At 65.5% G+C, this 22,291-nt stretch carries 26 protein-coding genes and 4 tRNA genes; 13 read left to right on the forward strand and 17 right to left on the reverse strand.

The window, feature by feature from the left end:
- Positions 1-7: 7 nt before the first annotated feature.
- The 5 genes from phoU to A5624_RS10295 form a co-directional block, all read right to left on the reverse strand.
- A complete protein-coding gene (phoU, locus tag A5624_RS10275; RefSeq protein WP_064951288.1) occupies positions 8-676 on the reverse strand; it encodes a phosphate signaling complex protein PhoU in 669 nt (222 codons plus the stop codon).
- Between the two features lie 58 nt (positions 677-734).
- Entirely contained in the window at positions 735-2,801 is a 2,067-nt protein-coding gene (locus tag A5624_RS10280) for an LCP family protein (RefSeq protein WP_066865557.1), read from the reverse strand.
- Between the two features lie 209 nt (positions 2,802-3,010).
- Complete coding sequence (gene dusB, locus A5624_RS10285; protein ID WP_066865560.1) at positions 3,011-4,144, reverse strand: tRNA dihydrouridine synthase DusB; 1,134 nt, start codon at positions 4,142-4,144, stop codon at positions 3,011-3,013.
- Between the two features lie 7 nt (positions 4,145-4,151).
- Positions 4,152-5,174: an acyl-ACP desaturase gene (locus A5624_RS10290; RefSeq protein ID WP_066865563.1), complete on the reverse strand. Its 1,023-nt coding sequence runs from the start codon at positions 5,172-5,174 to the stop codon at positions 4,152-4,154.
- Positions 5,175-5,343: 169 nt separating this feature from the next.
- Positions 5,344-5,958, reverse strand: coding sequence for a TetR/AcrR family transcriptional regulator (locus tag A5624_RS10295; RefSeq protein WP_156748973.1), 615 nt, complete (start codon positions 5,956-5,958; stop codon positions 5,344-5,346).
- Positions 5,959-6,026: 68 nt separating this feature from the next.
- On the opposite strand from A5624_RS10295, the gene A5624_RS10300 reads away from it, so the two are divergent.
- Positions 6,027-7,091 (forward strand): oxygenase MpaB family protein, encoded by a 1,065-nt coding sequence (locus A5624_RS10300; protein WP_066865569.1) that lies wholly within the window; start codon positions 6,027-6,029, stop codon positions 7,089-7,091.
- A 21-nt stretch (positions 7,092-7,112) separates the two neighbouring features.
- On the opposite strand, the gene A5624_RS10305 is transcribed toward A5624_RS10300, so the two are convergent.
- The 3 genes from A5624_RS10305 to A5624_RS10315 are packed head-to-tail and all read right to left on the reverse strand — an operon-like array spanning position 7,113 to position 8,310.
- Complete coding sequence (locus A5624_RS10305; RefSeq protein WP_066865572.1) at positions 7,113-7,316, reverse strand: zinc transporter Slc39a7; 204 nt, start codon at positions 7,314-7,316, stop codon at positions 7,113-7,115.
- A 44-nt stretch (positions 7,317-7,360) separates the two neighbouring features.
- On the reverse strand, positions 7,361-7,768 hold the full coding sequence (locus tag A5624_RS10310) for a metalloregulator ArsR/SmtB family transcription factor (RefSeq protein ID WP_066865575.1): 408 nt from the start codon (positions 7,766-7,768) through the stop codon (positions 7,361-7,363).
- Positions 7,769-7,812: 44 nt separating this feature from the next.
- Positions 7,813-8,310 (reverse strand): nucleoside deaminase, encoded by a 498-nt coding sequence (locus A5624_RS10315; RefSeq protein WP_066865579.1) that lies wholly within the window; start codon positions 8,308-8,310, stop codon positions 7,813-7,815.
- A 119-nt stretch (positions 8,311-8,429) separates the two neighbouring features.
- Between A5624_RS10315 and A5624_RS10320 the strand changes: the two genes are divergently transcribed.
- From A5624_RS10320 to A5624_RS10330, 3 genes are all read left to right on the forward strand, one after another.
- Positions 8,430-9,329 carry a class I SAM-dependent methyltransferase gene (locus A5624_RS10320; RefSeq protein ID WP_066865582.1) on the forward strand — a complete coding sequence of 300 codons (900 nt, stop codon included), beginning with the start codon at positions 8,430-8,432 and terminating at the stop codon, positions 9,327-9,329.
- A gap of 287 nt (positions 9,330-9,616) precedes the next feature.
- Positions 9,617-10,519: a nucleotidyltransferase gene (locus A5624_RS10325; RefSeq protein WP_066865585.1), complete on the forward strand. Its 903-nt coding sequence runs from the start codon at positions 9,617-9,619 to the stop codon at positions 10,517-10,519.
- Positions 10,503-11,063: an SLATT domain-containing protein gene (locus A5624_RS10330; RefSeq protein ID WP_197518942.1), complete on the forward strand. Its 561-nt coding sequence runs from the start codon at positions 10,503-10,505 to the stop codon at positions 11,061-11,063. Before A5624_RS10325 ends, A5624_RS10330 begins: the two co-directional genes overlap by 17 nt.
- 236 nt (positions 11,064-11,299) lie before the next feature.
- On the opposite strand, the gene A5624_RS28145 is transcribed toward A5624_RS10330, so the two are convergent.
- The 3 genes from A5624_RS28145 to A5624_RS10345 form a co-directional block, all read right to left on the reverse strand.
- On the reverse strand, positions 11,300-11,857 hold the full coding sequence (locus A5624_RS28145) for a hypothetical protein (protein WP_156748975.1): 558 nt from the start codon (positions 11,855-11,857) through the stop codon (positions 11,300-11,302).
- A gap of 288 nt (positions 11,858-12,145) precedes the next feature.
- Positions 12,146-12,331 carry a hypothetical protein gene (locus A5624_RS10340; protein ID WP_066865594.1) on the reverse strand — a complete coding sequence of 62 codons (186 nt, stop codon included), beginning with the start codon at positions 12,329-12,331 and terminating at the stop codon, positions 12,146-12,148.
- 27 nt (positions 12,332-12,358) lie between these two features.
- Positions 12,359-12,434 (reverse strand) — tRNA-Lys (locus tag A5624_RS10345).
- 124 nt (positions 12,435-12,558) lie between these two features.
- Here A5624_RS10345 and A5624_RS10350 point away from each other — a divergent pair.
- From A5624_RS10350 to A5624_RS10360, 3 genes are all read left to right on the forward strand, one after another.
- Positions 12,559-12,631: transfer RNA gene (locus tag A5624_RS10350), tRNA-Glu, on the forward strand.
- 29 nt (positions 12,632-12,660) lie between these two features.
- Positions 12,661-12,737 (forward strand) — tRNA-Asp (locus A5624_RS10355).
- Between the two features lie 27 nt (positions 12,738-12,764).
- A tRNA-Phe gene (locus A5624_RS10360) sits at positions 12,765-12,841 on the forward strand.
- 31 nt (positions 12,842-12,872) lie between these two features.
- On the opposite strand, the gene A5624_RS10365 is transcribed toward A5624_RS10360, so the two are convergent.
- The 3 genes from A5624_RS10365 to A5624_RS10375 form a co-directional block, all read right to left on the reverse strand.
- Complete coding sequence (locus A5624_RS10365) at positions 12,873-14,249, reverse strand: TIGR00366 family protein (protein WP_066865855.1); 1,377 nt, start codon at positions 14,247-14,249, stop codon at positions 12,873-12,875.
- Positions 14,250-14,529: 280 nt separating this feature from the next.
- The gene (locus A5624_RS10370) at positions 14,530-15,369 is read right to left on the reverse strand and encodes a mycofactocin-coupled SDR family oxidoreductase (protein WP_066865597.1); all 840 of its coding nucleotides are present in this window, start codon (positions 15,367-15,369) and stop codon (positions 14,530-14,532) included.
- A 197-nt stretch (positions 15,370-15,566) separates the two neighbouring features.
- Positions 15,567-16,112, reverse strand: coding sequence for a TetR/AcrR family transcriptional regulator (locus tag A5624_RS10375; RefSeq protein WP_066865858.1), 546 nt, complete (start codon positions 16,110-16,112; stop codon positions 15,567-15,569).
- 196 nt (positions 16,113-16,308) lie between these two features.
- Between A5624_RS10375 and A5624_RS10380 the strand changes: the two genes are divergently transcribed.
- Both A5624_RS10380 and A5624_RS10385 read left to right on the forward strand, forming a co-directional pair.
- Positions 16,309-16,503 carry a ferredoxin gene (locus tag A5624_RS10380; RefSeq protein ID WP_066865861.1) on the forward strand — a complete coding sequence of 65 codons (195 nt, stop codon included), beginning with the start codon at positions 16,309-16,311 and terminating at the stop codon, positions 16,501-16,503.
- A gap of 36 nt (positions 16,504-16,539) precedes the next feature.
- Complete coding sequence (locus A5624_RS10385; protein ID WP_066865601.1) at positions 16,540-17,820, forward strand: cytochrome P450; 1,281 nt, start codon at positions 16,540-16,542, stop codon at positions 17,818-17,820.
- Between the two features lie 16 nt (positions 17,821-17,836).
- Here the strand turns inward: A5624_RS10385 and A5624_RS10390 are convergent, their stop codons facing one another.
- Positions 17,837-18,283, reverse strand: a complete 447-nt coding sequence (locus tag A5624_RS10390; RefSeq protein WP_066865606.1) for a DUF5994 family protein — start codon at positions 18,281-18,283, stop codon at positions 17,837-17,839.
- A 467-nt stretch (positions 18,284-18,750) separates the two neighbouring features.
- Between A5624_RS10390 and A5624_RS10395 the strand changes: the two genes are divergently transcribed.
- The gene (locus tag A5624_RS10395) at positions 18,751-18,984 is read left to right on the forward strand and encodes a hypothetical protein (protein WP_066865864.1); all 234 of its coding nucleotides are present in this window, start codon (positions 18,751-18,753) and stop codon (positions 18,982-18,984) included.
- Between the two features lie 22 nt (positions 18,985-19,006).
- Here A5624_RS10395 and A5624_RS28565 read toward each other — a convergent pair whose 3' ends face one another.
- Positions 19,007-19,144 carry a hypothetical protein gene (locus A5624_RS28565; protein ID WP_197498060.1) on the reverse strand — a complete coding sequence of 46 codons (138 nt, stop codon included), beginning with the start codon at positions 19,142-19,144 and terminating at the stop codon, positions 19,007-19,009.
- A 343-nt stretch (positions 19,145-19,487) separates the two neighbouring features.
- Here A5624_RS28565 and A5624_RS10400 point away from each other — a divergent pair, with 343 nt between their 5' ends.
- The 3 genes from A5624_RS10400 (at position 19,488) to A5624_RS10410 (ending at position 21,430) form a co-directional block, all read left to right on the forward strand.
- The gene (locus tag A5624_RS10400) at positions 19,488-19,691 is read left to right on the forward strand and encodes a cold-shock protein (protein ID WP_066865609.1); all 204 of its coding nucleotides are present in this window, start codon (positions 19,488-19,490) and stop codon (positions 19,689-19,691) included.
- A 134-nt stretch (positions 19,692-19,825) separates the two neighbouring features.
- Positions 19,826-20,530 carry a M15 family metallopeptidase gene (locus A5624_RS10405; RefSeq protein ID WP_066865612.1) on the forward strand — a complete coding sequence of 235 codons (705 nt, stop codon included), beginning with the start codon at positions 19,826-19,828 and terminating at the stop codon, positions 20,528-20,530.
- Between the two features lie 87 nt (positions 20,531-20,617).
- Positions 20,618-21,430, forward strand: a complete 813-nt coding sequence (locus A5624_RS10410) for a methyltransferase domain-containing protein (RefSeq protein WP_066865615.1) — start codon at positions 20,618-20,620, stop codon at positions 21,428-21,430.
- A gap of 3 nt (positions 21,431-21,433) precedes the next feature.
- Here A5624_RS10410 and A5624_RS10415 read toward each other — a convergent pair whose 3' ends face one another.
- Complete coding sequence (locus A5624_RS10415; protein WP_066865617.1) at positions 21,434-22,258, reverse strand: NAD(P)-dependent oxidoreductase; 825 nt, start codon at positions 22,256-22,258, stop codon at positions 21,434-21,436.
- Positions 22,259-22,291 lie beyond the last annotated feature (33 nt).

Raw genomic sequence — 22,291 nt, forward strand, 5'->3', positions numbered from 1 at the left:
CCGATCGTTACTGCGACGCGGATTTCGCTTCTTCCTCGGGCAGCCTGCCGGTCGCCTGGAAGATGACCCGCCGGGCCACCTCGACGGCGTGGTCGGCGAAGCGCTCGTAGAACCTGCCCAGCAGCGTCACGTCGACGGCCGCGGCGACGCCGTGTTTCCATTCACGGTCCATCAGCACCGAGAACAGGTGCCGGTGCAGATCGTCCATGGCGTCGTCTTCTTCGCGGATCCGGGCGGCCTTCTCCGGGTCGCGGGACAACACCACCTCCTGGGCGCTGTTGCCCAATTCGACTGCGATGCTGCCCATTTCGGCGAAGTAGCCGTTGACCTCCTCGGGCAGGGCGTGCTGGGGATGGCGACGACGGGCGATCTTGGCGACGTGCAGCGCCAGCGCGCCCATCCGGTCGATGTCCGCCACCATCTGAATGGCACTCACGATGGCCCTCAGGTCACCGGCGACCGGTGCCTGTAATGCCAGGAGTACGAAGGCGCTTTCCTCGGCGCGCGCGCTGAGCGCGGCGATGGCTTCGTGATCGGAGATGACTTGTTCGGCTAGCACCAAGTCGGCCTGCAGCAGAGCCTGGGTGGCCCGCTCCATGGCGATTCCCGCCAAGCCGCACATCTCGCCGAGGCGCTCGGATAACTCCGAGAGTTGCTCGTGGTAGGCGGTCCGCATATCAACAAGGGTACGGTCTGTCCGCCCGAAACGGACAGCGCAGCGCCGTCAAAAGCGGTTACTCGCAGGTGGTGTCGGCCGCGTTGGTGACGGTCAGGTCCTCAGGCAGCTTGGCCGGAGCACTGCTCGAGCCGCGTTCGATTTGCAGATTCATCGACGAGCCGCTGGGCGACGGAGTGCTGACCGACTTGAAGTCGGGGCCCAGCACCACCTGCACCACCTGCCCGTAGCCGGAGACCCGCTGCACCTTCGCGTTGGTCAACGAGGACGCGACGGTGGCGGCGGCCTCCTCGTTGCCGGGCGAGAACAGCACCGTCGTCGCGCTCACCGAACTCGGGTAATCGTCGGGTGACATCACGTTGAAGCCGTCCCGCTTGAGCTGGGTGGTCGCGGTGGCGGCCAGACCGCTCTGCGTGGTCGCGTTGGACACCCGCACCGTCACGCCGCTGGGCGAGGTCGTGGTGATCAGCTCGTGTTGGGCCTCGGGCGCCGGCGCCGGCGACTTCTTGGTGGTGGGCGCCTTCGAGGGCCCCGTCGTCGGGGAGGCGCTCAAATTCTGTGCGTTCTGGTCGTTTTCTTCGGGCAGCGGATCATCGTTGATGATGGCATCGAACAGTGCCCGCATGTCGGCCATCCGCGGCGGCTCGTCGCCGTTCTGGTCGGTGACACCGGTCGGGACGGTGACGAAGGTGACGTGCCCGGCCGCGATGCCCTGCAGCGACTGCCCCAGTTGGACCAGGTCCTTGGACTGGACGTTGTCGACGACGGTGTTGCCGATGATCATGTTGACCACGTTGTTGAGCTTGTTGAGGTCGAGCAGGGTGTCCGCGGAGATCAGCGACCGCAGCAGCGACGACACGAACAGTTGCTGGCGTTTGATGCGGCCGTAGTCGCCGTTGACTTCGGTGGTGACCTGGCGGGCGCGCACGTAGTTCAACGCGGTCGAACCGTCGAGAACCTGCCGACCACCGTGTTCGAGGACGGTGCCGAGCTCGTAGTCGTGCAGCGGGGTGCTCGAGCAGACCTCGACGCCGCCCAGGGCATCGACCATTTTCGCGAAACCGGCGAAATCGACGGCGATGAAGTGGTTGATGCTCAAGCCGGACAGTTTCTGGATCTCCTTGACCAGGCACTTGGGGCCGCCGAAGGCGAAGGCGGAGTTCAGCTTGGTCTCGGTGTAGATCGTCTTTGGCCCGTAGGTCTTGGTCTTCGGGTCGTAGAGGGGCCCGTACTTGCCGGTGTCGGGATTCCACGCCTCGCACTGCATCGGGGTGATGGCCAGGTCGCGGGGGAACGACACGGCCACCACGCGTTTCCGGTTGGCCGGAATGTTGACCAGCATCACCGAGTCCGACCGTTCTCCGTCGGCGTCGTCGGTGGTGCCGGCGCCCATGTTGCCGTTGTCACCCGTGCGGGAGTCGAGGCCGACGATCAAGAAGTCCTCGTCGCCGTACTGGCCGCCCGGGTCGCGGATGTCGCTGGAGTTCCGGTCGAGCGCGGCGACGTTGTTGAGCCGGGCGTTCTTCGACGCGCTCCATTGCCACGCCCCACCGGTCATGGCCAACGCCAGCACGGCGGCCAGGGCCGCCGTCGACCGCGCCGCCAGCAACAGCGGACGGCGCCGCCGCCTGGGCTCCGCGGCCTCGATGAATTCTGGGGCCTCGCCGTCGTCCGCGTCGTCGTCGTTGGGATAGTCGGCGGCCTCGAGGGCTCGAAGCTCGGCGACCGCGTCCAGGGAGTAGGCCAGGTCGTCGATCACCTGCGTTGTCTGCAGCTCGATCGGCAGGCCCGGCTCGTCCCCGCTCGGCTCGGGCTCCGGATCCTCGGGAGCGGCGCGGTGGTGAACGGGCCGGTCGGGGGCGCCGATCTTGGCGATCAGGTCCGCGACGCTGACGCCGCCCCCGGCGTGAGAGCCACCCCGGTCGGTGTCGTCCACGGGCGCCTCGACGGGCTCGATGCCGGTGTCGGGCTGCCACCGGTGCAGGCTGTCGTCGGCCGGTGGTTGGAAGAATCGCTCCCAGGGCGCGGCGCCCAACGGCGCCGGGTCCGGCGCGATCGGGCGGGCGTGCGCCCCGCCCGGGCCATGCCGACCATTACGAGTGGCGTCGTTCTCGGCGTCACTCATGTCCTACCGGCCTCCGAAGCTCTGATGCAGACGTCAGCGTGTGCGTGCGTAGTGTCAGCGCAGCGCCGCATCGTGAGCGCTGCTGCTGGTGCCAACCATTTTTTGCCGCCCTCGTGCAGTGGCACGAACCCATCCGCTACCCGAGCGCATGCAACAAAGCCCACATGCTACTGAGTTATCGGTCCGGACGCGATCTCGAGTCGGTCGACTCAGCCCCCGGAGTGCATGACGTCGGCGCCCGCCGGGACCGTGCAGTCGTCCGGGTCGGTCAGCCACCCTTCCGGCAGCACTACCCGAGCCGGTGAGCCCTGCCGGCCGCGCGGGCCCGTCGCCTCGTCCGGGAACGGCACCGTGCCGTCCAGCCGGTCGAGCAGACGGTCCAGCTCGTCGAGCGTCTTGACCATCGCTAGCGCCCGGCGCAGCTCGGAGCCGGCCGGGAAGCCGTGTAGATACCAGCCGATGTGCTTGCGGATGTCGCGCATGCCCTTGTCCTCGCCGAAGTGCGCGGCCAGCAGCTGCCCGTGCCGTCGCACGATGTCGGCGACCTCGCCCAGCGTGGGCGGCGTGGGCGGCGCGCTGCCGGTGAAGGCGGCCGACAGCTCGGCGAAAAGCCACGGCCGGCCCAGGCAGCCGCGGCCGATGACGACGCCGTCGCAGCCGGTGCTGGCCATCATCGTCAGCGCGTCGCTGGCGTCATAAATGTCGCCGTTGCCGAGCACCGGGATCGTCTGCACATGCTGTTTGAGCCGGGCGATCTCGTCCCAGTCGGCGGTCCCGGAGTAACGCTGCGCCGCCGTGCGGGCATGCAGCGCGACGGCGGCCGCCCCTTCGGCTTCCGCGATGCGGCCGGCATCGAGGTGCGTGTGGTGCTCATCGTCGATGCCGATGCGGAACTTGACGGTCACCGGTATGTCGGTGCCCTCGGTGCCGCGCACCGCCGCGGCGACGATCTGGCCGAACAGTCGCCGCTTGTACGGCAGCGCCGATCCGCCGCCGCGCTTGGTCACCTTGGGCACCGGGCAGCCGAAATTCATGTCGATGTGATCGGCCAAGCCCTCGTCGGCGATCATCTTGGCGGCGGCGTAGGTGGTGGCGGGGTCGACGGTGTAGAGCTGCAGCGACCGCGGCGACTCGTCGGGGGCGAACGTCGTCATGTGCAGCGTGGCGGGATGACGCTCCACAAGCGCACGCGCCGTGACCATTTCGCAGACGTAGAGCCCGCTGACGGTGCCGACCTTGGCAAGCTCTAGTTCGCGACACAGCGTCCGGAAAGCGACGTTGGTCACGCCCGCCATCGGAGCCAGAACCACCGGGCTCGCGAGCGCGATGGATCCGATGCGCACCGCTTGGTTACCGCCGGCTCATGGTCAGCGTGCCCGCGGTCTTGTGCAGCTCGAACGCGGTGGTCCGCTTGCCCGTGCGGGCTTCCCGCTCGAGCTGACGTTGCTTGGAAATCTCGAACTTCTCGCAGGTCGCCTCGAGTTCCTTGATCAGCAGCGCGAGATCGTCGCGCATGGCGGCCGCCTCGCCGGTGAAGTCCTCGCGCTCGAAGATGCGCCATTTCTTCAGCACCGGCATGACCACGTCGTCGAGGTGGATGCGCGGGTCGTACACGCCGCCGACGGCGATGGCGACGGCCTTGCGGCGGAACTCGGGCACCTGGTAGCCGGGCATCTGGAAGTTGCGCAGCACCTTGTGCAGCGACCTCATCGCCTGGTTGGGCGCGGCGGCGAACCCGGCGTCGCTGACGTCCCGGTAGAAGATCATGTGCAGGTTCTCGTCGGCCGAGATCTTGGCCAGCAACTGATCGGCGATGGTCTCGTTGCAGGCCCTGCCCGTGTTGCGGTGCGAGATCCGGGTGGCCAGTTCCTGGAACGTCACGTAGATGACCGAGTCGAAGAGGCTCTCGGCAAACAGATCGGCGCGAACCTGGTGGTTCTGGCCGGGGCTGAAGCCGCGGTTCACCACCTCGATGCGCAGCTTCTCCAGTTCGACGGGGTCGACCGCGCGGGTCACCACCAGGTAGTCGCGCAGCGCGATGCCGTGCCGGTTCTCCTCGGCGGTCCAGCGGTTGACCCACTGGCCCCACGCGTTGTCCAGGCCGAAGTTCATCGCGATCTCGCGGTGATAGGACGGCAGGTTGTCTTCGGTCATCAGGTTCTGCACCATCGCGATCTGGGCGACGTCTGACAACTTCGACTGACCGGGCTCCCAATCCTGCCCACCGAGCGCGTAGTAGTTCTTGCCGTCCGACCACGGGATGTAGTCGTGCGGGTTCCAGTTCTTGTGCATGCTCTCGTGCCGGTTCAGGTATTTCTCGACGAACGGCTCGAGCTCGTGCAGCAGCTGTAGGTTTGTCAGCTCCGCTGACATAGGGCCTCCAGTTATCTGTGTCGATGGGTAGCAGTCAATATATCTGTGTACTTCAGTAGCATCAAGTTCCTCGTCCGGCGCGCCAGGTGACGTTTTGATGCCGGTTTCGAGGGTCCGGTTCGGTAGGTCTAGTTGTACGGCTTGCCGATGCGGCGGAATTGAAAACGCGTCACTGCGACTTGCCGAGCTCGTTGGCCGGGACGTAGGGCGCGGCGCTGATATAGAGCATGTTGATGCAGTAATCGATGAACTGCGTGCGGCTGGCACCCAGCTGCCCATGCAGGTAGGCGGTGAACAGGCTCGACAGCCCGCCCACCAGGCTGGTCGCGATCATCTTCTGCAGCACGGCGTCGCCGATGCGGGACAGCTTGCGCTGCAGCAGGTCGATGAAATTGGGCATCCACTCCGCCCCGGAGCGGGTGAGCACCGGCTCGACCGCCGGCGCCAGCAACAGCACGCGTCCGCGGACCGGGTCGTCGACCATCAGCTCGACGAATCGCTCGACGGCCTCGCGCGGGGTCGTCGCCGAGGTCAATGTGTCCATCGCGCGCGTGCACACATCGTCGTAGACCGCGCGCACGAATTCGTCACGGTCGGCGAAGCTTTCGTAGAAGTAGCGCTCAGTCAGCGCGGCCGCGCGGCAAACCGCGCGCACGGTCAGCGCCGGCCCACCGGGGCTGCCCAGCAACTGCACCCCGGCGCTGATGAGGTTGTCCCGGCGAAGCGCGAGACGGCTCTCCAAGGGGACGCCGGTCCAGCGTCCCCGTCGTTGACCCGTCTGCACATCGCTCCTAAGCTCTAAATTGACAACGGTTGTAGTCAGATTTTCACGATACCTACAGGGATCCAATAGTGACTCAAGATACGTCCGCATCGCGCCCTCTGACCAGCGACGTAGCGCGCAGCGACGCGACCGGTACCGCTGAGCAGTCGGTTTCGAGCGACTCGCCCGACGGCGTCGCGGGGGGCTGCCCGGTATCGCCGGCGGGATACGACTCGCCACCCGCACCGCTGGGACCCGATTCGCTGACCTGGCGGTACTTCGGCGACTGGCGGGGCATGCTGCAGGGCCCCTGGGCGGGATCGATGCAGAACATGCACCCGCAACTGGGCGCGGCGGTCATCGACCACTCCACCTTCTTTCGCGAGCGCTGGCCGCGCCTGCTGCGCTCGCTCTATCCCATCGGGGGTGTCGTCTTCGACGGGGACCGCGCGCCCGTCACCGGCGCCGAGGTCCGCGACTATCACACCGACATCAAGGGGGTCGACGAACAGGGCCGGCGCTACCACGCGTTGAACCCCGACGTCTTCTATTGGGCGCACTCCACCTTCTTCATGGGCACCATTCACGTCGCCGAGCGATTCTGCGGCGGAATCACCGAGGAGCAGAAGCGCCAGCTGTTCGACGAACACGTCGAGTGGTACCGCATGTACGGCATGAGCATGCGGCCGGTGCCGAAGTCGTGGGAAGAGTTCCAGGTCTATTGGGACCACATGTGCCGCGACGTGCTGGAGAGCAACTGGGCGGCGCGGGCCGTGCTCGACCTGACCGAGTTGCCGAAACCCCCCTTCGCGCAATGGATTCCGGACGCGCTATGGGCGGCCCAGCGCAAACTGCTGGCGCCGTTTTTCGTCTGGGTGACGGTCGGCCTGTACGACCCGCCGGTGCGCGAGCTGATGGGCTACCGGTGGTCGGCCCGCGACGAATGGTTGCACCGGCGCTTCGGCGACCTCGTTCGCGGGGTGTTCGCCCTGGTGCCGAGCAGGTACCGCAAGCACCCGCGGGCGCGCGCCGGTCTGGACCGCGCCAGCGGGCGGATCCCCCTCGATACGCCGCTGGTGCAGACGCCGGCGCGCAATCTGCCGCCCGAAGACGAGCGCAGCAACCCCAAGCACTACTGCCCGATGGTCTCCTGAGCCGCTTGGGCGACGGACGCGCTACGCGTGGGCGTGACCGTGGACCTCTTCCAGGCCCGCCTGGTGCACGTGCGCGTGGGTGTGTTCGGTCCCGTCGGCGTGAGCGTGTGAGTGTTCGTGCTCGACGTGCTCGTGCTCGTGGGTGGTGTGCGCGTGGGCGTGGGTGACGTCGCCGTGCTGGTGTTCGTGCGCGTGCGGCGCGTCGTGAGTGTGCTGTTCGCTCATCGCTGTTCCCTCCTTGGGTCAAATGCCGTGTGGCTGCTGCCCGCTCAGCGTGCGGCGCTGTGCCGCCGGTTCGGTGGACGGGACGGCTCGGCGACGGCCGTCAGCCCGCCGTCGCCGCGGTGGTGACCGGGGACGCCGGGGCCGGCGTGCTCGGCGTTGAACACCGCATCGATGACGAGTTGACGGACGTGGTCGTTTTCCAGGCTGTAAAAAATCGTCGTGCCCTCCCGGCGGGTGCGGACCAGCCGGGCCATCCGCAGCTTCGCGAGGTGCTGGGAAACCGACGGCGCCGGCTTGCCCACGTGCTCGGCGAGTTCGTTGACCGACATCTCGTGGTCGGTCAACGACCAGAGCACCTGCACGCGCGTGGCGTCGGCGAGCATCCGGAAAACCTCGACGACCAGGCTGGCCTGGTCGTCCGGCAGCCGGCCTTTGCCACTATCTGCATGCATACGCAAATATTAGCGAAGCCCGGTCGGGCTGCCAAGGACACGGTTCAGCAGGACGGGACGACCGTCGCCCGCCGTCCGCCGTTGCGCTCGTTCCAGAACCGGTAGACCTCGACGGCGTCGTCGTTGGGCTCGTAGCGCATCGGCAGGCGGCGCCGGTCCCATGGCTTCGCGAATTCGTCGTAGAACGTGGACAATTCGAAATACTTGCGGTCGTCCAGGTAGTACTGCTCGTAGGTCTCACGGGTGGTCAGGAAGACCACTTCCTTGGGTGAGCAGTAATACAGCGAGCCCAGGCACATCGGGCACGGATGGGCGAGCACGTAGATGGTGGCATCGACGAGGTGCTCGGTGCCCATCTTCATGCACGCCTCGCGGATGGCGAGGATTTCCGCATGCGCGGTGGGGTCGTTGGTCTGGGCCACCTTGTTGGCGCTCTCGGCGAGCACGTCGCCGTCCTGGACGATCACCGTCGCGAAGGGGCGGCCCCCGTCTGCCACGTTTCGGCGCGCCAGGTCGATCGTCCGCTGTGCGAAATCGGTCACGGGCCCTCCTGAAACGGGAGCAGATAGCTCGCAGAGTAGCCCCGCACGGCGGAACCCGAGCCTGTGATACTAACTAGATTGTCTATCTTTTTTTCGGACCCGGTTTCAAAGGGGGCACCATGGCGCGCGCCGAACGTGATCGATGGGATCTGGCGACCAGTGTCGGGGCGACGGCGACCATGGTGGCCGCCCAGCGGGCCCTGTCCTCGGACGCGAAGTTGATCGACGACCCCTACGCTGCGCCGCTGGTGCGGGCGGTCGGTATCGACGTCTATGTCCGGTTGGTGAACGGCGAAATCGCGCCCGGCGGCAACACGGAGTTCGATCCGCAGCGAATGGCGCGCGGGATGGCCTGCCGGACCCGGTTCTACGACCAATTCTTTCTGGACGCCACGCGCAGCGGCATCGGCCAGGTGGTGATCCTCGCGTCGGGGCTAGATTCCCGGGCCTACCGGCTGCCCTGGCCGACGGGCACCGTCGTCTACGAGGTCGACATGCCGGAGGTGATCGAGTTCAAGACCCTGACGCTGGGTGACCTGGGGGCCGAGCCGACGGCCGAGCGTCGCACCGTGGGCATCGATCTGCGCGACGACTGGGCCTCGGCTCTGCAGGCGGCCGGATTCGATCCGCAGGTGCCCTCGGCATGGAGCGCCGAGGGTCTGGTGGTTTACCTGCCCGACGACGCCCAGGACGCGTTGTTCGACAACGTCACCGACCTGAGTGCCTCCGGCAGCCGCCTCGCCTTCGAATTCGTGCCTGACACTGCGGTTTTCGCGGACCCGCGGTGGCGCGCGCACCACGACCGGATGAGCGAACTCGGGTTCGAAATCGACTTCAACGATCTCGTCTACCACGGCCAGCGCAGCCACATCGTCGACCACCTGGGCCGGCGCGGCTGGCAGACCACGTCACAGACCATCGCGGAGTTGCATGCGGCCAACGGGTTTGTCTACGCCGACGACGACGTCGCCGCGGCCTTCGCCGATGTCACCTACAGCAGCGCGGTGCTCGGGCGATGATTGCGGTGCGCGCAGCGGCACCGCGCGCAGTGTGGTGCCCCCACCAGGGCTCGAACCTGGGACCTGCGGATTAATGGTCCATCTGTTCCGACGATTCCCAGTCATGCCTCAAAAGGTGACGTAAGCATGCGTTCGACGCCCACACCAGCTCAATGCTTCCCGAGTGATCCGACTCGTTCCCGATTATTAACGTCGATAAGACGGTGAGCGTGTCTTAATTGTACGGGCGCACATCAGTAAAGCCGCCACCCACGGACGACGGGCAGGTTCGACCAGAAAGGGGAGCGGTGGGCGGTCTGGTGTCGACGTACTCGTTGTTTAGCTCATTCCACAGCAGAATTTCGCTGAAAGAGGAGTCACAGCAGCAAGGTCTGTACCGCGTCATCCAATGTGGAGAGGCCTTGAGAAGGAGGTACTTCCCCGACAGTGAAAACGTCAGCGACCACATCACCCTTCTCGGATCGCTGGTGAAAGACACAGGTATCGAGCCGCTACTCGACGCCGACGTCTTGTTTCGGATGCCAGCAGGCACATACAGCCGATTCGACAACTACGCCGGCAACGGCCAGTCGGCCCTTTTGCAGGAGGTGCGGGACGCACTACAAACGCGTTACCCCCGAACCGTCATCCGCGGCGATGGACCCGTAGTTGTGGTGTCCTTCTCGGAACCCCCCGCTATCGAGGTTGTGCCCGCCGTACTGCTTAGCGAGGGAAGCAACATTGTCTCCGCAAGAGGATTTGTCCCTGTCACACGCGAGGGCGGCCGCTGGGAACACGAGGATTACGGCGCGGAGTGGACCACGCTCAATTCGCTTGACAAATCGGTCAACGGCCAACTCCGCCGCCTGATCTGTTACATGAAAGTATGGCGCCGTCATACAGGCGCTCTAATGAAATCCATCGTTCTCGAGATGATGGCGACTGCATTCATGAGCGGTTGGGACCGTTCACAAACCTCATACACTTATGACGATTGGCTTGTCAGGGATTTTTTAAAGTACATGGTTGACCACTACACAACCACCTATTACACGCCGGGAACCGGCAAGGCCATTGATACCGGAGTCGGTTGGTATGTGGACGCCACCAACTCGGCGGAGGCGGCGGCCAACGCATGCCTCCACCTGGCAGATGATTTGCTGTATCGGTACTACTGGCGGGAGGTTTTCGGGAGTGAGTTCGGTATCTGATGCCTTCATGTCAGACGTTCGACAAACCTACGGACGGCTGGTCTACACACACAAGACACACGAGAAAGAGGCCGAACGGAAGGTCACGCAGAATCTTTGGCTTACCTGGACCAACTTGGTCGTCATTGCAGTCACACTCGCGGCAACGCTCGCGATGCCAGTCCTGAAAAATACGTGGGCGCAGTGGATTCCGGTTGGCTCAGCGGTAATCGCCTTCGGCTTTGCTACGGCGCAGCTCAGCTTCCAGCCACAGCGTGAGGCGGCGGAACAACGTAATGCCGCCAAATCATTCCTGAACCTACGTGACGATTTCGGGCGATTGATCGCGGACGCGCAGGAAAACGCAGACACCAACACCGTCCGGGCGAGATACGACGTGCTGACCGCCCGGTTGGCCGAACTGTACGCCTACGCCCCGCAGACATCAGGGCGCGCCTACCAACACGCGCGAGACGCGCTCGCCGGCGATGAGGAACTCGTATTCACGGATGTCGAGCTGAACCGCATGCTGCCCCAGGAGTTGCGCAGAGGCGGTCGAAGATAGCTGCATCTCCGGACCGTTAAGATTCAGAGAAGCGTTGTGGCACAGTTGATTTCGCCGGCTGGCCTGTGACGGGCGAAGTTGTGCGAAACGTACAGAGCATTTTCAGCAGTGCCGTGTCGGGGTCCGCTGGGGTGGACGGAGGGTTCCCTCCGCCCCCTCTGGGATTAGGTGACTGCACCGCATCTCGCCTTTTGGCGTACCGATGCGGTGGTGCTCAGGGGCGGTGACGCCCTCGGTCAATGATCGCGTCTCTTGCCAGCGGTTCGCTCCGCAACCCGACCAGCGGCATATTCGGCATAATCGTGCGCGGAATGCCAGGGGAGGTTGCCGAGGTGAGGTTCACGTTGGACTTCGGCGATGCGGAGTCCGTTGATGCGCTCGTAGCGGAACGGCATCGACTTGTTCTGCGTCGGATCAAACGCCGTTCCGTCGGACTTGCCGAACCGGCCAACCCATTTCTGCGCGAGCCTGCAGTTGCCCTCGATTATAATTCCGTCCTTACATAGGTACGCCACCACGGTGGTGTACTCTGTTCCTTCGGCGCGATCGAACTCGACACCTTCAGCCAGCATGTCGTATCGATTCTCGCGGTAGTCGCGCTCGCATAGTGCGAATACTTCCGCGCCACCCGCGATGAGGGCCGCATATGCCTCTCGGTTTAGTTCTTGTCGTTCGTGTTGCGCTCGGGCAGCGGCTTGGTCTTCTTGCTCCTTACGCGATGCCTGTTCGCTCTGCTTCGCGGCTCGCTCTGCCTGGATGCGACGAACGCGGTCCTCGAATGACTCGAATGACATGCACCCATTGTCGCCGCATTCGTCTCAAACTTGGGAAATCGCCAAAACTAGGTCCGGTGTGTGCCAACCCCACTGGGCTGAGCCGCGCGGGCAACTCGGACCGAAGTGTCGAACAGCGGTCACTGTTCCTTCGTGTAGGTGGCGGCGGCAGGGCGCAGGTGTCGGCTCTGGCTCGAACGAAAGGAGCAAAGCTCACCGTCATGGCCGGCCCTTGGCCCGGTTGGCGGTGCGGGGTTGACGCCCCGCCGCCGCCAGTCTTTTCATGCGGAGGTCGAGGGCCGGCCCAGCTCACACGATCAGTTCACTCAGGGGCTTGCCCTGCCCGCGCAGGGCAGCCGCTTCCCAGAACTTCAGGGTGTTCGGCTGCAGGTCACACGGCACCCCGACCGGGGTCGTGAGGATGCGGCCGGCGGTGCTGAGCCAGCGGTTGCCGCCGAGGGTCGGAATCTCGTCGGGGTCAAGGCCAAATGTCAAGCATCACCCGACGTCATACACGCGTTGTGGTGCCCCCACCAGGGCTCGAACCTGGGACCTGCGGATTAAAAGTCCGTAGCTCTACCAACTGAGCTATAGGGGCCGCGAAGATTCAGGATACTTGGACCGAAAACGAGGCTCGTTTGAGGATTGGGCACACCGTGACCTAAGCTGACGTGGCTCCCAACGAAACCACGTTGCGAGTACCCCGGAGTGATTCGGTTCTGGCCCCCATCGTCTAGTGGCCTAGGACGCCGCCCTTTCACGGCGGTAGCACGGGTTCGAATCCCGTTGGGGGTACGCGACGCGGTGACGCGGAGCAGCAGCAAGGCCCTGTGGCGCAGTTGGTTAGCGCGCCGCCCTGTCACGGCGGAGGTCGCGGGTTCGAGTCCCGTCAGGGTCGCCAAGCGCGGCGAGGCACTCGCTGCCTTCCGGCCAGGTAGCTCAGTCGGTACGAGCGTCCGCCTGAAAAGCGGAAGGTCGGCGGTTCGATCCCGCCCCTGGCCACCACGGATATGCGACTTCTCGATGTTGCGCGGCGTCAAACCACGTAGGGCGCAATCAGAGTGGTCGCGCCCAACACCACCAGCCCGATCAGGAACGCCACAATCGTGAACCCCATTACCTGACGGACATTCAGTTTCGCGATCGCGAGCAGCGGCAGCAACCAGAACGGCTGGATCATGTTCGCCACCCCCTCGCCGACGGCGACCGCCATGGACATCAGCCCGAGGTAGGCCGGCGAGGTCTGACCGACCGCCCGCGCCGAATCCACCGCGATCGGGCCCTGCACGGCCCAGTGCCCGCCGCCGGACGGCACAAACAGGCTGATGATCAGCGAGCCGATGAAGGTCAGGAACGGCAGCGTGTACTGCGTCGCGCCGCTCACCAGCCCGTGGGCCAGCAGCGTCTGCAGGGGCACGGCCTTGCCGCCGGCGTGCGCGGGCGCATACCCGAGCAGAGCAACCAGACCCCCGTAGAGCGGGTACTGCAGCAACAGCGGACCGGATACCTTGGCGGCGCCGGTGAAGGCCCGGATGAAGCGGATCGGCGTGCGATGCAGCAACGCACTGGTGATCGTGAACAACATGATCATCGACGAGATGTTCAGCGCAAAACCGCTGAGGCAGAAGTAGGCAACGCCCGCGGCGAACACGAGGACATTGAGAATCCACTGGTTTTCCAGCCATTCGGCGAACGATCGCGTGCCCTCGGCCTTGCCCTCCGAGCCGCCCTCCTCCTCGAACACGGCGGGATCGGGCGCCAGGCGCTGCGTTGGCTGCATGCGCCAGATCGCAAGCGCGAGCAGCGCCAGAACGACGAGCACAGACAGCCAGCTGTAGGGCTCGAAGATCGTCAGCTTGAGCGGCACCGTGGCCCCAGTCATCTTGTGAATGACGTTGATTGGGCTGCCATCGTCCGTGTTCGCCAGCGCGATCGACGACGACAGTCCCTGCGTCCAGACGATGAAGCCCATGAACGCCGCCGCGATGAGGTAGCCGAAATGTGTGTCGGTGCAGCGCTTCGCGACCTGGCGGGCGATCAGCGCGCCCGCGACCAGCCCGAGCCCCCAGTTCAGCAGCGACAGTGCGGCGCTCACGCCGAAACAGAGCAGGGCGCCCTGCACCTGGTTGCGCGGCTTGCTCGCGATGTGGACGATGGCCCGTTTCAGCACCGGCGCCTCGGCGAGCGTGTAGCCGGTCACCAGGATCAGGACCATCTGGAAGGCGAAGGTGAAGATGTTCTGCGATCCCCACACGCCGCCGTACCACGCCCTGAGCATGCCGCCCGCCGAGGCGCCCTTGACCAAGAGCGCCACCAGCGCGGCGACGATGACGGTGAGGATGACCGCGAACAGGTAGGGGTCGGGCATCAGCCGTTCGACGTATCGGACACAGAGCGCGGTGAAAGCCTGGATGACGCCGCGTCGTCCGGGTTCGGGTTCTTCTCCTGACGCCGTTGGCCGTTCGGCCTCGGGTGTCTCGGTCGCGGCCTTGGGTTCTTCGCTCGTCGTCATCGACCTGCCCTCGCGTTCTCTGGCCAGCTCGCGTTCGACCGCGCGCATTGGCTGATCGTAATGGCGGAACCGATGAGGTCTGAACCTGACGGCAGATGTCGTGGCTATGAACTGTCCGTGGCCACCACGTTGCGATCCGGGGCGACGGCGTGCCCGGGCCGACGGCCGCCGGCGCCTGCGGCTACTTGAGCATGCTTCCGGCGTCGACGGTGACGGGAAGCCCTGTGATATACCGCGATTCGTCGGATGCCAGGAACAGCACGGCGTTGCTGATGTCCACCGGCTCGACCCAGCCGACCGGCAGTACGTGCATGAACTGCGCGGCGACCTTGAGGTCGTCCGGGCCGGGGTTCTCCAGATCGGGCCGAAACAGCTTCATCGTCCCCTCGTTCATGAACATCGGCGTGTTCACGTTGGTCGGGTGAACGGAGTTCACCCGGATGAAGTGCTGGCCGAGTTCCACGGCGAAGGCTCGCATCAAGCCGACGACGCCGTGTTTTGCGGCGATGTAGTGGCCGGTGTGCGGGTAGGCCTTCAGGCCGCCGACCGAGCTGGTCAGAATGATCGACCCGCCCTTGCCCTGCGAAATCAGATGCGGCACAACAGTTTTGACGGTCTTCCAGACGCCGGAGAGGTTGACGTCAATCATGTCTCGCCAGTCGTCTTCACTGGTCTTGTCCAAAGTCTGTCCGCCGTTGCCGATTCCGGCGTTCGCGCAGATGATGTCCAGGCGGCCGAGCTGTTCGACTCCGCTGTCCACCACGGCCTTCAGGGCGTCGTAGTCGCGCACGTCGACCTCGGCGGTCACGATGCGCCGGTCGAGGCCCTTGATCAGATCGGCGGTCTCGGCCAGGTCGTCGGGCGTCGAGGGTGGGATCTCGCTGCTGCTGCTGATCGGTGCGCAGATGTCGACGGCGATGATGTCGGCGCCCTCCTGCGCCAGCCGCACCGCGTGGCTGCGGCCCTGGCCCCGAGCGGCGCCGGTGATCAACGCGACCTTGCCCTCAACTCTTCCGCCCATGACTGCACCTCACTGATCCGGGAGCCCGGGACGACGTGGCCCGGCGCGTACCTGTCCGTCGACTTTCGATTTAGTCGATCGATCAGGAAGGGTGGCACCATTTGGCCGCAGTGTCAACACTCGCGGGTGCGACCGTGGGATCGGGTGTCACGCCACGGACGCGGTCGGTGCCGCTGTGGCGGAAGCGTCGGGCAGTCCTAGCGAGTCGGCGCCGCGGGCGCTTTGAGCAAGCGCATCCGGCGTTCGACGAAGGCGCGTAACTCGTCGTGGCCCTGGGTGACGCCGACGGCGTTCTCATTGCACAGGCTGCGGGCCACCTGCGCGATCAGCATCGAAATCGCCACCGGGGGATATTCCTCGAGGTCGATCTGGTTGGCGCGCAGCACCATCGTCACAGCGGCCGTCTCGATGTCGCGGACCCGCTCGGCATAGGCCTTGAGTTCGGCGCCAATTGCCTTGCGGTGGTTGGCCAATGCCATGAACTCGGCGTTCAGCGTGGTGACCGCGGAGTCGCTGTTCATCACCCACAGCGCTTGCAGTGGGTCGTCCTCGGTCAGCAGGGCCCGCATGCGCGTCAGTGCGGTCTCGGCACCGGCGCGCAGCACCTCGACGAACAGATCGTCCATCGTCGGGAAGTAGTAGTAGACCAGCGCCTGCTTGACGCCGGCCTCCGCCGCCACCCGCCGCGACGTCGCCGCGGCATAGCCCTCCTCGCGCATGATTCGGGCCGTGGCCTCGATCAGCTTGCCGCGCGCCCCCGCGTCGGCGCCCCTCCTGTTTTGGCGACTCGCCGCCGGGTTGGGCGCGGCCGATTTGCTTGACCGGCCTGGTCGATCCGTGGTAGGCATACCGCATCCTAACAATTTGGTCGATCGATCAGTTTCGGATGATCGCAAGCACGAGTCAATCGGGAGGCAGCGGCCGATGACGACCGCACACCTGCGTGTCCGGGTGGATTCCCGGCTCTGTGAGGCGCACGCCCTGTGTGTGGAGATCGCCCCCGAGGTTTTCGACCTCGGCGACGATGTCGCAACCTGCGAGGAGGAACCCGGTGAAGCGTTGCGCCACAGCGTCGAAGCCGCCGTGGCCGCCTGCCCGCGCCAGGCCATCAGCGTGGTCGCAGAGGACGCGTGACGCGCGGCTTTCTAGCCCGGAAAAGGAATTGAAACCATGACTGAACTCGCCGACGTCGATTACTTCACCGACGCCGACATCGCGCAAGATCCGTATGCCTACTGGGACTACCTGCGTGGCCAGGGGCCGGTGTTCCGCGAGCCCCACTACGGGGTCGTGGCCGTCACGGGGTACCAGGAGGTCCAGGCCGCCTTCAAAGACGTCGCCTCGTTCTCCGCCGTCAACGCGATCGGCGGCCCGTTCCCGCCGCTGCCGTTCACCCCGGAAGGCGACGACATCAGCGAGCAGATCGAAGCCCATCGCCACGAATTCCCCATCTTCGAGCACATGGTCGTCATGGACCCGCCCGAGCACGAGAAGGCGCGCTCCCTGCTCGGCCGGCTGCTCACCCCGCGCCGGCTGCAGGAAAACAAGGACTACATCTGGCAGTTGGCCGACCGGCAGTTCGACGAGTTCATCGCCAACGGCCAGTGCGAGTTCCTCGGCGAGTACGCGAAGCCGTTCGCGACGCTGGCGATCGCCGATCTGCTGGGTGTTCCCGACGAGGACCGTGCCGAGATTCGCCGCAATCTCGGGGCAGGTAACGCGCCGGGCGCCAGGGTGGGCGCGCTCGATCACGAACCCGTGGGCAGTAACCCGCTGCAGTACCTCGACGACCTGTTCAGTGCCTACATCGCCGACCGGCGAGAACGACCCCGCGAAGACGTGCTGACCGGCCTGGCGACCGCCACGTATCCCGACGGCTCGACCCCGCCGCTACTGGAGGTGGTGCGACCGGCCACCTTCCTGTTCGCGGCCGGCCAGGAGACCGTGACCAAGCTGCTGAGCGCGGCGGTACAGGTGCTCGGTGATCAGCCCGAGCTTCAGGCACGGCTGCGTGCGGATCGGAGCCTGATCGGCTCGTTCATCGAAGAGGCGTTGCGCATGCAGAGCCCGACCAAGGTCGACTTCCGGCTGGCCCGCAAGACCACCACCCTGGGTGGGGTGCACATCCCGGCCGGCACAGTCCTCATGCTGTGCCTGGGAGCGGCCAACCGTGATCCGCGAAAATTCGAGAATCCCAACGAGTTTCAGGTTGACCGGAAGAACGTCCGCGAGCACATCGCCTTCGGTCGCGGTATCCACACCTGCGCTGGCGCACCGCTTGCGCGGGTGGAAGGTCAGATCACCATCAACCGGCTCCTGGACCGCACCAGCGACTTCAGGATCAGCGAGGCCAAGCACGGGCTGCCCGCCAACCGGCAGTACCTCTACGAGTCGACGTTCTTGCTGCGCGGGCTCAAGGAACTGCACATCGAGTTCACCCGGGCCGACTGACGCTGGGTGTCGCCTACTAGCCGGAGGAACGTCCGCATTGTTGTAATGCGGCGCGCAGGATCGCGTCCGCGAGTATGAACGCGGGCTTGGCGCGGTCGGCACCCTCCACGGGCAGGTTTGCGGCGCGCCGCAGCACCATGAGGGCCAACCCGCTGTGCGTGGCGTAGGAGACGATCAGCAGGTTGGCGCACGCGTGCGCCCCCTGCACCGTCATCACGTGCTGGCGTTTGCCTTCCCACCCGGGCCAGTTGAAATCGGGCGGTCGCTGCAGCGATGACCAGTTCACGTTGATGGAGGTGACATCGCCGAGCAGAGGCGTCAGTACCGCAACGAGCTCGGGCAATTCATTGGTGATGCGATCCGCGCGCGGCCACCACGCGCCGTCGATATCCCGGCCGAGTTCGCGAGCCACCGAGAGCCGGATGGGAGTGGATTGGCGCCGGGTCCTGACCGCGAAGCTCATCGGAGATACCGCAGCCGGCAGATTGCGCACCTGCTCGCGGCGCCGCCGCGGGCCGCAACGGTCGCAAAATTATCGTGTCGTGTCCTGGCCGGGCTTGCACAACCCATGGGCGGTTCCTTCGCGCTCGGCGTCGTCGGGCCACGGACGCGGACCGACGGAGGAATCACATTGCCCGTGGGGTGTCGCCCGCGGCGATCGTGCGGTAGACCACCGCTGACAACGAACGGCTCGATTTCGACGCTACGCCACCGTTGGCCCACCCGGACGATCGGGTGATCGGCGCCAGCGCGCAAGCAGGACACGGCCTTGGCCGGCCAACTCTGGGGAATTCGCCCGGCGGATGGACTTTGTCATTGCCGCTGGCACGAAATCCCTTGCGGTGCAAGGGATGAGAAAACAGTGTGTGCCATCCACCCCGGTAGGGCGGGATGACGGGTAGGCTGGTAGCAACTGCGAGGATGGGTTACATGGCAATAGAGAACTGGTGCGACGCGGTCGAGATCCACCCATCGCAGATCCGGGTCGGTGACGTTATCGGCACGCGGCGCCCCACCGAATTGCGGCTGACGGTCAAGATGATCAGTGCTCCGCAGAGTGGTCCGGGGCAGTGGACGTTTTTCAGCCGAGACGACAACGGTCAACAGCGGACCAGTACGTTCGGAGAAGGCGAATTGGTCCGCAGGTACGCCAAAGCATCTTGACGTCCACGCACCCCACCGTCGATCAGCGACGTTGAGTGGTGGAGCCGTCGGTGTCGGGCCGATCGGAAAACGTCGGGTGCTCCACCGGTTTTGCGGAGCTTTCGCCCGAGGCGACATGCTTCGGTGCCTCGGGGTGGGAAAACAGGTTCGACTGGTCCATGGGCTGTCCTTCCGAATGAAAAGTTCGGCCGATACGCACTGTTACTGGCGTCGGACGACGATCGAATCGCACGGCGACCTCATTCGTGGTTCGTTCGCGATTCGCGGTGACCGCAAGAACGCGGTTCCTCTCCACTGTACAGGCAGCGGGCGAGTACACGCCGTGTTCAGGTGAAATGCGGCCTGGGCGCCGCTTCCGCCGGTCGCGGGGTGCCATCTTCGGGGTCGATATGCAGATGAAATAGCAAGCGCCACAACTAGTTTAGAAATGGCGCAGGTTCGTGCTACCCTGGGCAGGCATGGGTGTGTTTGGTACATCCGCATTTGATGAGAGAAGTAAGTAAATGACACAGGGAACTGTGAAATGGTTCAACGGTGAAAAGGGCTTCGGCTTCATCACCCCTGACGACGGCACGAAGGATCTCTTCGTCCACTACTCCGAGATCCAGGGCAACGGCTATCGCTCACTCGACGAAAACCAGCGTGTTCAGTTCGAGGTGGAGCAAGGTGCCAAGGGACCCCAGGCGGTAGGAGTCAGCGCCGTCTGAAATTCACATACGTCACGGTGGGCTGGTGCGAATACCTTCGTACCAGCCCACTGCTTTTCTGACGCCTGGACGCCGGTAGCGACGACATCTGGCGCCTCACCCGATCCGGGCCGGCCGACCGGGATAATGACCGCATGCGTCTCGCCTGGGTGCTGCGATCGACCATTGCGGTGTCGCTGGTCTGGGTGGGCGCCGCACTAACGCCACCGGCCTCGGGCGATCCCGATATCCCGCCGGTCGGCGACGCCGCGCGAGCGGCCGGTTTCGTGGACATCCGCAGCGTCGTTCCCGATGCGGTCCTCGATCTGCGCTACGCAACGACGAACAATTTCACCCACACGCAGCTGTATCCCTCCGACGCCAGATGCCTTGTGCACCAATCGATGGCGCCCGGCCTTGCCGCCGCGGCCGGCGCCCTGCGCCCGCAGGGCCACCTGCTGGTGTTCTGGGACTGCTATCGCCCGCACGAGGTTCAGGTCAAGATGTTCCACCTGGTTCCCAACCCCGCGTGGGTGGCACGCCCGGGTCCGTACGCGCACAGCCACGAGTCGGGGCGCTCGGTGGACGTGACGTTCACGACGGCTCAGCAGCCGTGCTCGTCCGGGCTGCATGCCGGCGGGCTCTGCCTGGCCGACATGGGCACCGACTTCGACGACTTCACCTCTCGGGCAACCGCTTTCAATACCCAAGGCATCAGTGCCGACGCGGTGGCGAACCGGGCCGCGCTACGGAACGCGATGAACTACGGCGGGTTGAAGGTGTATTCGGGGGAGTGGTGGCATTTCGACGGCCCGGGCGCCGGTGTCGACCAACCGATTCTCGACGTGCCCGTCGACTGATCTGTCTCAATATATGAGACAGAAATACCATATTATGGGCGGTACGCGTAGTCTTCCAGGCGAGCCACGCAGGCAAGGAAGGCCACCATGGACGACGAACACCGAGCGGCCTACACGCACGGACACCACGAGTCGGTGCTGCGTTCCCACCAGCGACGCACCGCCGAGGACTCCGCGGCCTACCTGCTGGCGCACCTGAAACCGGGGCTGTCGGTGCTCGACGTCGGTTGCGGGCCCGGGACCATCACCGCCGACCTGGCCGCGCGGGTCGCGCCCGGTCCGGTCACCGCCGTCGATCAGGTCTCCGATGTGCTCGGCGTGGCCCGCGCCGAGGTCGAGCAACGGAAGCTGTCCAACGTCTCGTTCGGGACCGCCGACGTGCACAAGCTCGAATTTGCCGACGGCACTTTCGATGTCGTGCACGCGCATCAGGTGCTGCAGCACGTCGCCGATCCGGTGGCGGCGCTGCGAGAGATGCGACGGGTGTGCGCGCCGGGCGGCATCGTGGCGGCCCGGGATGCCGACTACTCGGGTTTCGTCTGGTATCCCGAGCTGCCGGCGCTCGACCTGTGGCGCGACCTCTACCAGCGCGTCGCGCGCGCCAACCGTGGCGAACCGGACGCGGGGCGGCGTCTGCTGTCGTGGGCGCAGCAGGCGGGATTCACCGACATCACGCCCACCGGCAGCCTGTGGTGCTATGCCACGCCCGCGACTCGCGACTGGTGGGGCGGAATGTGGGCCGACCGAATCCTGCACTCCACCGTGGCCCGCGACCTGGTACGCCTCGAGCTGGCCACCGGTGCGCAGCTCGAAGAGATCTCCGCCGCGTGGCGCGAATGGGCCGCCGCCCAGGACGGTTGGATCGCCATACCGCACGGCGAAATCCTTTGCCGCGCGTAGGACTCAGTCGAGGAACAGGTCCGGAATCGGTTGGTCGCCGCCGCCGTAGCGGGACAGGTCCGCGACTCCGGCGGAGTGCAGAACATCGGCGTCGATGTAGCAGTTGCCGGTGGCCTCCCGGCTGGGGCGTGAGACGATCTCGACGGCCGCGTCGGCCATGATCTCCGGGCTGCGCGACGACTCGGCCAGCTTGTCTCCGTCGGCCATATTCGCCACCGCGGCGGTCGCGATATAGGTCTGCGGCCAAAGGCAATTCACGCCGATCCCGGCGTCGGCGAATTCCGCAGCCCAGCCCAGCGACAGCAGCGTCATCCCGTACTTGGACAGCGTGTAAGCGGGGTGGGCCCCCAGCCAGCGCGGGTTCATGTTCACCGGCGGCGAGATGGTCAGCACGTGCGGGTTGGCCGATTTCTCCAGATGTGGCACGCACGCCTTGGTCAGCAGGAAGGTGCCCCGCAGGTTGATCTCCTGCATCAGGTCGTACTTCTTGGCCGGCAACGTGGCGGTCGGTTCCACCGCGATGGCGCTGGCGTTGTTGACACAGACGTCGACGCCGCCGAAGCGCTGCACCGCCGCATCCACCACCCGCTGCACGTCCTCTTCGCGGCGGACGTCGCCGACGACGGCCAGCGCCTTGCCGCCCGCGGCCTCGACCTCGGCGGCTGCCGTGTGAACAGTGCCGGGCAGGCGGGGATGCGGGGTGTCGGTCTTGGCGAGCAGCACCACGTTGGCGCCCTGCCGGGCCGCACCGATTCCGATCGCCAGCCCGATTCCGCGGCTGCCGCCGGAGATGACGACGGTGCGATCGACGAGCGAACCGTTGGGCATGGAGTCTCCTTTTACCTGGTCAACCGTATGGTA

Source organism: Mycobacterium sp. 1482292.6, assembly GCF_001672995.1.
Lineage (GTDB): Bacteria > Actinomycetota > Actinomycetes > Mycobacteriales > Mycobacteriaceae > Mycobacterium > Mycobacterium europaeum_A.

Bases quoted from the DNA above. Each gene is read 5' to 3' on its own strand.
- phoU (WP_064951288.1), bottom strand. From the start codon at position 676: ATGCGGACCGCCTACCACGAGCAACTCTCGGAGTTATCCGAGCGCCTC.
- A5624_RS10280 (WP_066865557.1), bottom strand. From the start codon at position 2,801: ATGAGTGACGCCGAGAACGACGCCACTCGTAATGGTCGGCATGGCCCG.
- A5624_RS10290 (WP_066865563.1), bottom strand. From the start codon at position 5,174: ATGTCAGCGGAGCTGACAAACCTACAGCTGCTGCACGAGCTCGAGCCG.
- A5624_RS10305 (WP_066865572.1), bottom strand. From the start codon at position 7,316: ATGAGCGAACAGCACACTCACGACGCGCCGCACGCGCACGAACACCAG.
- A5624_RS10310 (WP_066865575.1), bottom strand. From the start codon at position 7,768: ATGCATGCAGATAGTGGCAAAGGCCGGCTGCCGGACGACCAGGCCAGC.
- A5624_RS10320 (WP_066865582.1), top strand. From the start codon at position 8,430: ATGGCGCGCGCCGAACGTGATCGATGGGATCTGGCGACCAGTGTCGGG.
- A5624_RS28145 (WP_156748975.1), bottom strand. From the start codon at position 11,857: ATGTCATTCGAGTCATTCGAGGACCGCGTTCGTCGCATCCAGGCAGAG.
- A5624_RS10370 (WP_066865597.1), bottom strand. From the start codon at position 15,369: ATGGGCGGAAGAGTTGAGGGCAAGGTCGCGTTGATCACCGGCGCCGCT.
- A5624_RS10385 (WP_066865601.1), top strand. From the start codon at position 16,540: ATGACTGAACTCGCCGACGTCGATTACTTCACCGACGCCGACATCGCG.
- A5624_RS10390 (WP_066865606.1), bottom strand. From the start codon at position 18,283: ATGAGCTTCGCGGTCAGGACCCGGCGCCAATCCACTCCCATCCGGCTC.
- A5624_RS10395 (WP_066865864.1), top strand. From the start codon at position 18,751: ATGGCAATAGAGAACTGGTGCGACGCGGTCGAGATCCACCCATCGCAG.
- A5624_RS28565 (WP_197498060.1), bottom strand. From the start codon at position 19,144: ATGGACCAGTCGAACCTGTTTTCCCACCCCGAGGCACCGAAGCATGTC.
- A5624_RS10400 (WP_066865609.1), top strand. From the start codon at position 19,488: ATGACACAGGGAACTGTGAAATGGTTCAACGGTGAAAAGGGCTTCGGC.
- A5624_RS10405 (WP_066865612.1), top strand. From the start codon at position 19,826: ATGCGTCTCGCCTGGGTGCTGCGATCGACCATTGCGGTGTCGCTGGTC.
- A5624_RS10410 (WP_066865615.1), top strand. From the start codon at position 20,618: ATGGACGACGAACACCGAGCGGCCTACACGCACGGACACCACGAGTCG.
- A5624_RS10415 (WP_066865617.1), bottom strand. From the start codon at position 22,258: ATGCCCAACGGTTCGCTCGTCGATCGCACCGTCGTCATCTCCGGCGGC.